Raw genomic sequence first — 9,764 nt, forward strand, 5'->3', positions numbered from 1 at the left:
TTAAAAAAGAAAGTGAAAGAAGTATAGTCTTGTAAAACTTAAACGTTCAAACATTCAACGCGCACGAGAACGCGCTTCAACTCTTCCAATCCTTTGTCGCTGAACAAATAATCCGCTCGCGCCTGCCCCAGGTATTCTCGTTCATCAATGACAGCGCATGCCTCGCGAATAACTTCCAACTCAGGGCAGTGGCGAAAAGATGAAGACAAAAAGATGGCCCAATCATTTTCACTTGCCTGCCCTACCAACACGTTTTGCAAGAGCACAATCACATCCGCTTTCGCCATCTGGTAGTGCGGATGTTTTACCCAGAGTAAAACACCAATTACCACCAAAAAAATCAACAGCGTAATAACAAAAACGGCCATGACTTAATGCTCGCGCGTAGCCCGGAATACAACCTCGGGGTGGCGCTCCTGTGTGAGTGAAAGGTTTACACGAGAAGGGGCAAGATAGGTCAAATGTCCACCGCCATCAAGAGCCAGGTTCTCGGCGCACTTGCGTTTGAACTCTTCCAGTTTTTTAGGATCAGTGCATTCACACCAGCGCGCAGTGGTAACACTTACCGGCTCGTAGATCGCCTCTACTTTATATTCATCTTTCAAACGATAAGCAACCACTTCAAACTGCAACACACCCACAGCACCAACCACAATATCGTTGTTGTTAACCGGGAAAAATACCTGAGTCGAACCCTCTTCCGACAATTGCTGTAAGCCTTTTTGTAGTTGCTTCATTTTGAGCGGATCTTTCAAACGAATACGGCGAAACAGTTCCGGTGCAAAGTGGGGGATGCCGGTAAATTTCATCTCCTCACCTTCGGTAAAGGTATCACCAATCTGAATGGTGCCGTGGTTATGCAGCCCGATAATATCGCCCGCAATAGCTTCTTCTACAGCACTTCGATCACCTGCCATAAAAGTTACTGCATCGGCAATTTTGACATCTTTACCAATACGCACATGCTTCATTTTCATGCCCTGCGAATAGGTACCCGAACAAATACGCATGAACGCAATGCGATCACGATGTTTTGGGTCCATGTTCGCCTGAATTTTAAAAATAAATCCACTGAACTTCTCTTCGGTAGGCTCAACCGAACGTTCGTGGGTTGCGCGCGCACGCGGCGTTGGAGCCCATTCAACGAAACCATCCAGCATTTCACGCACGCCGAAGTTACCCAGTGCGGTACCGAAGAAAACAGGCGTCATACGACCAGCAAGATATTCTTCTAAATCAAATTGATGCGTTGCGCCGCGCACAAAATCAATTTGCTCCCGATAGTCATCGGCGTAGGACCCCATTAGCGCCGTCGCTTCCGCGCTATCCAAGCCTTTGATTTGAATATCATCGGGAATCGTGTGACCAAAACCTTGCTGGTAAACATGGATCACATCGGTATAAAAATTATAAACCCCGAGGAATTCCTTGCCGCTACCCAACGGCCAGTTGATCGGTGCCGCGGTAATTTTTAATACGTTTTCAATTTCATCCAGCAATTCAACTGTATCACGACTTTCTCGATCCATTTTATTAATGAAGGTAAGAATCGGCGTATCGCGCAAGCGGCAAACTTCCATCAATTTAATGGTGCGATCTTCGACACCTTTCGCACCGTCGATCATCATCAATACTGAGTCCACTGCGGTGAGCGTGCGATAAGTATCTTCCGAGAAATCCTCGTGACCTGGGGTATCAAGCAAATTGACAATACGATCCTTATAAGGGAATTGCATCACCGAGGAGGTTACCGAAATTCCACGCTCCTGCTCCATGGTCATCCAGTCAGATTTTGCATGGGGGCCACGCTTGCCCTTTACTGAGCCAGCCAATTGAATAGCATTCCCCCAGAGCAATAACTTTTCCGTAACAGTCGTTTTACCGGCATCCGGGTGAGAAATAATGGCAAAGGTGCGACGCTTTGCGAGTTCAGCAGTTAAGTTACTCATAGAAATTTCGCGCAATATAAGAAGTAAAAAGAAAAACTGGAAGTGGCCGGAATTATATCCTGCACATTCTATTTAGGGGGATTGGATTTAAATCAGCTAGGACTCAGCTAGCGCAATACTCTGGTAGATGTGGCGTTTCAGCCACAACCACGCCCATATGCCCAAGCCAACATTGGCAATCGCAGTGGCAATAAAAATACCTTTCATTCCCCACAGCTGCTGACCAATCCAGGCCAGAGGTAAATACACATAAAGTACGCGACCGGCAGAAATCATCATCGCCGGCCAAGGATTTCCCATGCCATTGAAGGCCGCATTCACCGACATTATTAAACCATAGGCGCCATAGCTGATCGGAACTATCCACAAATACAGGGCAGCAATCGCCACCACCTCGTCATGGCCTCCGAATAATTGCGCGATCTCTGCACCCAATAGCCACAAAACAACTGCTAGAAACAATCCAAACCCGAGGCAAAATTGAGTCAGCACACGCAACGCATCTTGTAATCGTTCGACTTTCCCTGCTCCAAGGTTCTGTCCAAAGAAGGGGCCTACCACACCGGATAGAGCGTAAAACACTATAAGAGCGAGGGGTTCAATACGCGTCGCAATTCCCAAAGCGGCGACCGCATCAGTTCCATAAGCAGCGACCATCGCCACAACTATCGCACTGGCAAACGGTATGATCACATTCGCCGCCATAGCGGGGAGCCCCACTTCAACAATTGCAAGCCAGGATGCTTTCAGCTTTTGCCAGGGGATAAATGGGTTGATCACCATATGCAGACGCGCATGTAAAATGTATAGGGCAAGTACCAGCATCAGTGCTCGAGTGATCAAGGTTGCAAGGGCTGCGCCTTGTAAACCCAATGCAGGTGCACCAAACAAACCAAAGATCAGTACCGGGTCGAGTAGCACGTTTACCAAGGCTGCTCCCCCATCAAATAACCCTGCACCTGACTCATTCCCATAGCACGCAACGCCGACAGGCACACCATAGGTACCATGAGACATGGAGCACTGAAATACCAAATAGACATGTAAGAACGAATCAGGGGAATTAACTCTGAAGGTGCACCCAGTAAGAGAAACAGCGGCTCCAGAGTAAGCCATCCCAGTAAACAGACCGAGGCAGAAATAATAAACGTCAGACTCATAGCATCAGTCGCTAGACGACGCGCCTTACTTGAATCTCCTTCTCCAATAGCTCGCGCAACAGCGGAGGATGTGCCCGCACCCAAGCCAATTGCCAAACTGGTCAGCACCATAATAATTGGGAAAGTAAAGCTGAGCGCAGCCAAAGGCTCTCGCCCTAACTGGGCGATAAAAAACGTTTCGATGGCATTGAGTGACATGGTTGCCATCAACCCCCAAACCAGCGGTAACGCCAGACTTTTTAGCTGTGTGGACACCCGACCTTCAGTAAGGGTTGCCTGGAGCGGTTCTGCCATAAAAAAGGTGCTGTTGGTCAACAAAAAGGCGTGCAGTATACACCAGTGCTGACGCAGAATTTGCGCTTGACTACCCTCTACTGCGACAAAGTGTCGCAGTAGAGGGTGCAACGGAAAAGCACCAGACGGCTGTTCGCTTGGTTATAATCGTTTGGAATGATAAATACGAAATCTGCCATGCAAAACCGATCTGTGTTACCCACTTCTTTTGCTCTTGCCGATCACGCTCAGCACCTTAGCTATTGGGTAATGATTCGCACACTTATACTTATTTTGTTAGGTATCGCCGCCGTCATTTGTTTGTGGCACGGCAAAGTGAATCTGCCGTTTACGCAAATATTAATTGCTCTGGTATTACTCACCAGCGTCAACCTGCTAACTTTTTCCCGTTTACGGCAAAGTTTGCCGGTCACCGAGGTAGAATTTTTTATCCAACTACTAATCGACTTAGCCTGTCTGAGCGCAGTGTTTTATTTCAGTGGTGGAGCTAACAATCCCTTCGTGTCCTATTTTCTGGTGCCCATTTGCGTTTCTGCCGCGACACTCGGTAGTGGATTAACGCTAACTATCGCAGCGTTGAGTACCTTAAGTTATTCATTGCTGCTATTTTTTCACGTGCCCCTACCAATTCTTGCTCCTGAACATCATCAACCAAGCACCAATACGTTAAATTTGCATGTATTGGGTATGTGGCTAAATTTTTTTATCAGTGCCGGCCTGATCACATATTTCATTGTGAAGATGGCACGCGACCTGCGCGCTCAAGAGGCGCAGTTAAATCGCTGGCGTGAAGATCAATTGCGCGATGAGCAAGTAATGGCAGTTGCAACTCTCGCTGCAGGTACAGCGCATGAATTGGGAACGCCTTTATCGACTATGAAAGTATTAATTAGTGAATTACGCGAGGAATATTCTGACAATGAAAATCTGCGTCGCGATCTTTTATTACTGCAAGCACAAGTCAATCAATGCTCAGCCACACTACGTGGCATGGTAAATAAAGCAGAGCTGGCCAAAGAAGGGAAAGTTACCGCAGAATCAGTTCGTACCTACTGTGACAATCTGCTGGACCGCTGGAGAATTCTCCGTCCGGATATCAAAGCCACAATCGAATTTTCTGCAACAAATCCGGCTATAAATGCTGTGTTCTCACCAACCATAGCCCAAGCGATTTTAAATCTACTTAACAACGCTGCTGACGCTAGTCCTGAAGATATTCAAATTACTATTAAGTGGACCAAGGAATCCATGCAATGGACTATTAACGATAGTGGCCCGGGCATAGCAGAGGATATCAGCGCCCATTTGGGAAAATCATTTATTTCTACGAAAAATAAAGGCTTGGGTATTGGACTATTACTGACACAGGCAACGATCAATCGCCACGGAGGGACTGTGAGTTTGCACAAACACTTTCCACGGGGAACTGAAACGCAAGTGCTACTCCCGTTAATAACTGAGGCGAATGTACGAACCCATGAGTAATATACCCCGTCTTGATTTTCTAATTGTCGATGATGATCCAACTCTCGCCGCTATGCTGGAGCGAGCGCTTAAACGCCGACAGTTTTCCTGTTCAGTCGCACATAGTGCGATGCAAGCTCTGCAACTGGCAGAGACTTATTTAATCGGCAAGGCGATTGTTGATCTGAAGCTGGGGAATGATTCAGGCTTACAATTAATTCGCGAATTAAAATTAAAATTGCCTGATTTACAGATTGTTATGCTGACGGGATACTCGAGCATCTCAACTGCCGTTGAGTCGGTCAAATCAGGAGCGGCAAACTACCTGTGCAAACCCGCCGACACCGATGAAATACTGGTTGCTTTTGGTGAAACACAACACAGCGAATCGCAAGAATTCAATTACACACCTTTATCAGTTGATCGATTGGAGTGGGAACACATTCAGAAAATATTGCAGGAAAATAACGGTAATATTTCAGCCACAGCAAGAGCATTAGGAATGCACAGACGCACATTGCAACGCAAACTACACAAGCGTCCGGTCAAGCATTAAAACGAGGAATTAAGCGGATCAAGTTGCATAGCCATCAATAATGCATCTTCATGGCCGTTAACAGTTGGATAATAGTTTTTACGTTGACCTACCTCAAAAAAACCTTCTTTTGAATAAAGCTCTATCGCTTTACGATTTGAAACTCGCACTTCCAGAAACAGCATATCAGCTTTACCTCGCACACATTTGGCCGCGTGAACTAACAGAGATTGGCCAATGCCCTTACGTTGATACTTTGGCGCAACAGAAATATTCAATAACTCAGCATCGCCACCGCCATGGGTTACAACCACATAACCGACTAATACGCCTTCGACCTCTGCCAGCCAGCACTTTTGTCGACCATTAATACAATCTTCAAAACTGGATTGCCGCCAGGGATGTGAGTGCGCACTGCGTTCTAGCTGCATCACTTGCGCAATATCATTTTCTGAAATTTCTCGAAAATGGAGTTCAAAACCAGTATAAGTAGTTACTTGATGAGAAATCATGGGAAAGCTTTTAATTTAGCACCGCCCATAAAAGAGCTTTATCAGTTGGTTTGTGTAGAAGTTCATTGAGGCTCGGTAGTAAAAGCGCCGATAAGGAACTCATCCCTGATGGTCCACCAACTGTCACATATTGCCACCGACTTTCGACGACTGATAAATGTTCATCAATAAAATATTGAATCGCATTTTCACCTAACAACCACAAATGTTTAATAGGGCGTAATTCATTCTCTACCGCCAACCAAGTCTGCAATTCATTGCGAGCATCAGATTCAGTGCGTGAGACAAATCGATTCTCAATCATCGGCCAACGCATGACTTCTTCATTCAAATCAGGCTTAAGTGGACCCAACACCACCCGCAAGATGTTGCTCAACAACACTTCAGTTGGTAAGGCCATAGAAGTATTGCGCGAGTCGATTATTAAAAAACCCGGAACTGGGCGCCATACACTCAAAGAAAAAGGAGAAACTACTTGAGCGTTTTTTTCTTCAAATTGAAGCAAAATAGAAGCAGCGTTAACCGGTACTGCAGGCTTTTGCTGTACATCCAGATCACCCAGCATACCTATTGCTGCTAAAGAATCGAATTTCGTAGAGATTGTAGTTACGGGTGAAGAAATAAGCGGTTCTACGACGGATGTTGGAGTTGCCGCAGGCCCATGTTGGATGTCCAGACTTGGCAATATACAGGGATTAGGTTCAGCGGCGGCCGGTAAGATCCAGCGCGGCATATAGTTTTCAATACCGAGCGCGGATAGATAAGTTTGCCGTAGCAATTCGTTCATTAGTTACACGCATTTCGTTAAAGCCCAAAGAATTATAAATCAAAAGACAAGCCAAAATCCCTAATGGAGAATGGAAATTTAATACAGGAAATAAAAAACGCCCGATAGAGTATCTATCGGGCGTTTTATATTTAGAAGCTTGACGATGACCTACTCTCACATGGGGAAGCCCCACACTACCATCGGCGCTAAGTCGTTTCACTTCTGAGTTCGGTATGGGATCAGGTGGTTCCAACTTGCTATGGTCGTCAAGCAATTTTGTATGAGTTCGAAGGTCTTATGACATTTATTATGTCAGCCTTGATTGACTCAAATAGGGTGGTGGATTGTAAAGCGTTGCTGTTTTACTTTGTATCTATCTACTTGCTATCTAACGATTAGCCAGTTTGTCATATTTTACAGTGTTTTGGATGCTTGTATATCCTGAACAAGTCCGAACAGAGTTTTCTTCTCTGTGTGAATCGTTAAACCGTCTAACAGTCGATTCTGTTATATGGTCAAGCCGCACGAGCAATTAGTATTGGTTAGCTCAACGCCTCACAGCGCTTCCACACCCAACCTATCAACGTCGTAGTCTTCAACGGCTCTTTAGGGGACTTAAAGTCCCAGGGAGATCTCATCTTGAAGGAGGCTTCCCGCTTAGATGCTTTCAGCGGTTATCCCGTCCGCACATAGCTACCGGGCAGTGCCGTTGGCACGACAACCCGAACACCAGAGGTGCGTTCATTCCGGTCCTCTCGTACTAGGAACAACTCTTCTCAAATCTCCAACGCCCACGGCAGATAGGGACCGAACTGTCTCACGACGTTCTAAACCCAGCTCGCGTACCACTTTAAATGGCGAACAGCCATACCCTTGGGACCGGCTTCAGCCCCAGGATGTGATGAGCCGACATCGAGGTGCCAAACACCGCCGTCGATGTGAACTCTTGGGCGGTATCAGCCTGTTATCCCCGGAGTACCTTTTATCCGTTGAGCGATGGCCCTTCCATACAGAACCACCGGATCACTAAGACCTACTTTCGTACCTGCTCGACATGTCTGTCTCGCAGTCAAGCGTGCTTTTGCCTTTACACTAACCTCATGATTTCCGACCATGATTAGCACACCTTCGTGCTCCTCCGTTACTCTTTGGGAGGAGACCGCCCCAGTCAAACTACCCACCATACACTGTCCGTAACCCGGATAACGGGCCGACGTTAGAACCTCAAACATACCAGGGTGGTATTTCAAGGACGGCTCCATCGAAACTAGCGTCTCGACTTCAAAGCCTCCCACCTATCCTACACAGATAGGTTCAAAGTTCAGTGCAAAGCTATAGTAAAGGTTCACGGGGTCTTTCCGTCTAGCCGCGGGAACACGGCATCTTAACCGCGATTTCAATTTCACTGAGTCTCGGGTGGAGACAGCTCCCCCATCATTACGCCATTCGTGCAGGTCGGAACTTACCCGACAAGGAATTTCGCTACCTTAGGACCGTTATAGTTACGGCCGCCGTTTACCGGGGCTTCGATCAAGAGCTTCGCTTGCGCTAACCCCATCAATTAACCTTCCGGCACCGGGCAGGCGTCACACCCTATACGTCCACTTACGTGTTTGCAGAGTGCTGTGTTTTTAATAAACAGTTGCAGGGGACTGGTATCTTCGACCGGCATGGGCTTACGGAGCAAGTCCTTCACCCTCACCGGTGCACCTTCTCCCGAAGTTACGGTGCCATTTTGCCTAGTTCCTTCACCCGAGTTCTCTCAAGCGCCTTGGTATTCTCTACCTGACCACCTGTGTCGGTTTGGAGTACGGTCTCTTTTTACCTGAAGCTTAGAGGCTTTTCTTGGAAGCATGGCATCAACCACTTCGTGTTCCGAGGAACACTCGTCATCAGTTCTCGGCCTTAAGATCCCGGATTTGCCTAAGATCTCAGCCTACCACCTTAAACACGGACAACCAACGCCGTGCTGGCCTAGCCTTCTCCGTCCCCCCATCGCAGTAAAAAGAGGTACAGGAATATTAACCTGTTTCCCATCGACTACGCGTTTCCGCCTCGCCTTAGGGGCCGACTAACCCTGTCCCGATTAGCGTTGGACAGGAACCCTTGGTCTTCCGGCGAGGGGGTTTTTCACCCCCTTTATCGTTACTCATGTCAGCATTCGCACTTCTGATACCTCCAGCATGCTTCTCAACACACCTTCGACGGCTTACAGAACGCTCCCCTACCCCACATACAAAGTATGCAGCCGCAGCTTCGGTTGCTAGTTTTAGCCCCGTTACATCTTCCGCGCAGGCCGACTCGACTAGTGAGCTATTACGCTTTCTTTAAAGGGTGGCTGCTTCTAAGCCAACCTCCTAGCTGTCTAAGCCTTCCCACATCGTTTCCCACTTAACTAACATTGGGGACCTTAGCTGGCGGTCTGGGTTGTTGCCCTCTTGACAACGGACGTTAGCACCCGCTGTCTGTCTGCCATGATTGCACTCCTCGGTATTCGTAGTTTGCATGGGTTTGGTAAGTCGGGATGACCCCCTAGCCCAAACAGTGCTCTACCCCCGAGGGTGAGACATGACGCGCTACCTAAATAGCTTTCGGGGAGAACCAGATATCTCCCGGCTTGATTAGCCTTTCACCCCTAGTCACAGGTCATCCCCAAATTTTTCAACATTTGTGGGTTCGGTCCTCCAGTAAGTGTTACCTCACCTTCAACCTGCCCATGACTAGATCGCCGGGTTTCGGGTCTATTGCCAGCGACTGAACGCCCTATTAAGACTCGCTTTCGCTACGGCTCCCCTATACGGTTAACCTTGCCACTGACAATAAGTCGCTGACCCATTATACAAAAGGTACGCAGTCACACCACGAAGGTGCTCCTACTGCTTGTACGCACACGGTTTCAGGATCTATTTCACTCCCCTCACAGGGGTTCTTTTCGCCTTTCCCTCACGGTACTGGTTCACTATCGGTCAGTTGGGAGTATTTAGCCTTGGAGGATGGTCCCCCCATATTCAAACAGGATATCACGTGTCCCGTCCTACTCGTTTTCATGACTAAGGCATTTTCGTGTACGGGGCTATCACC

The 9,764-nt window shown here is 47.6% G+C and carries 8 protein-coding genes and 2 rRNA genes (1 of these 10 cut by a window edge); 2 read left to right on the top strand and 8 right to left on the bottom strand.

Annotated elements, in window-relative coordinates; translation table 11 throughout:
- Positions 1–38 precede the first annotated feature (38 nt).
- The 4 genes from D0C16_RS11510 to D0C16_RS24445 form a co-directional block, all read right to left on the bottom strand.
- Positions 39–368, bottom strand: a complete 330-nt coding sequence (locus D0C16_RS11510; RefSeq protein WP_151032522.1) for a hypothetical protein — start codon at positions 366–368, stop codon at positions 39–41.
- Positions 369–371: 3 nt separating this feature from the next.
- Positions 372–1,949 (bottom strand): peptide chain release factor 3, encoded by a 1,578-nt coding sequence (locus D0C16_RS11515; RefSeq protein ID WP_370458211.1) that lies wholly within the window; start codon positions 1,947–1,949, stop codon positions 372–374.
- A gap of 96 nt (positions 1,950–2,045) precedes the next feature.
- Positions 2,046–2,966, bottom strand: coding sequence for an MATE family efflux transporter (locus D0C16_RS11520; protein WP_225318995.1), 921 nt, complete (start codon positions 2,964–2,966; stop codon positions 2,046–2,048).
- Positions 2,873–3,403, bottom strand: coding sequence for an MATE family efflux transporter (locus tag D0C16_RS24445; RefSeq protein ID WP_225318996.1), 531 nt, complete (start codon positions 3,401–3,403; stop codon positions 2,873–2,875). Before D0C16_RS24445 ends, D0C16_RS11520 begins: the two co-directional genes overlap by 94 nt.
- Positions 3,404–3,580: 177 nt before the next feature.
- Between D0C16_RS24445 and D0C16_RS11525 the strand changes: the two genes are divergently transcribed.
- Positions 3,581–4,888 carry an ATP-binding protein gene (locus D0C16_RS11525; RefSeq protein ID WP_151032523.1) on the top strand — a complete coding sequence of 436 codons (1,308 nt, stop codon included), beginning with the start codon at positions 3,581–3,583 and terminating at the stop codon, positions 4,886–4,888.
- A complete protein-coding gene (locus D0C16_RS11530; protein ID WP_151032524.1) occupies positions 4,881–5,423 on the top strand; it encodes a response regulator transcription factor in 543 nt (180 codons plus the stop codon). Before D0C16_RS11525 ends, D0C16_RS11530 begins: the two co-directional genes overlap by 8 nt.
- Here D0C16_RS11530 and rimI read toward each other — a convergent pair.
- From rimI to D0C16_RS11550, 4 genes are all read right to left on the bottom strand, one after another.
- Positions 5,420–5,914 (bottom strand): ribosomal protein S18-alanine N-acetyltransferase, encoded by a 495-nt coding sequence (gene rimI, locus D0C16_RS11535; protein WP_151032525.1) that lies wholly within the window; start codon positions 5,912–5,914, stop codon positions 5,420–5,422. The genes D0C16_RS11530 and rimI overlap by 4 nt on opposite strands.
- Positions 5,915–5,924: 10 nt before the next feature.
- Positions 5,925–6,701: a hypothetical protein gene (locus tag D0C16_RS11540; protein WP_151032526.1), complete on the bottom strand. Its 777-nt coding sequence runs from the start codon at positions 6,699–6,701 to the stop codon at positions 5,925–5,927.
- A gap of 137 nt (positions 6,702–6,838) precedes the next feature.
- Positions 6,839–6,954 (bottom strand): 5S ribosomal RNA (gene rrf, locus D0C16_RS11545).
- A 240-nt stretch (positions 6,955–7,194) separates the two neighbouring features.
- A 23S ribosomal RNA gene (locus D0C16_RS11550) occupies positions 7,195–9,764 on the bottom strand (it continues 317 nt past the right edge of the window).

Origin of the sequence: Cellvibrio sp. KY-GH-1, assembly GCF_008806975.1 — a bacterium.
Classification (GTDB): domain Bacteria; phylum Pseudomonadota; class Gammaproteobacteria; order Pseudomonadales; family Cellvibrionaceae; genus Cellvibrio.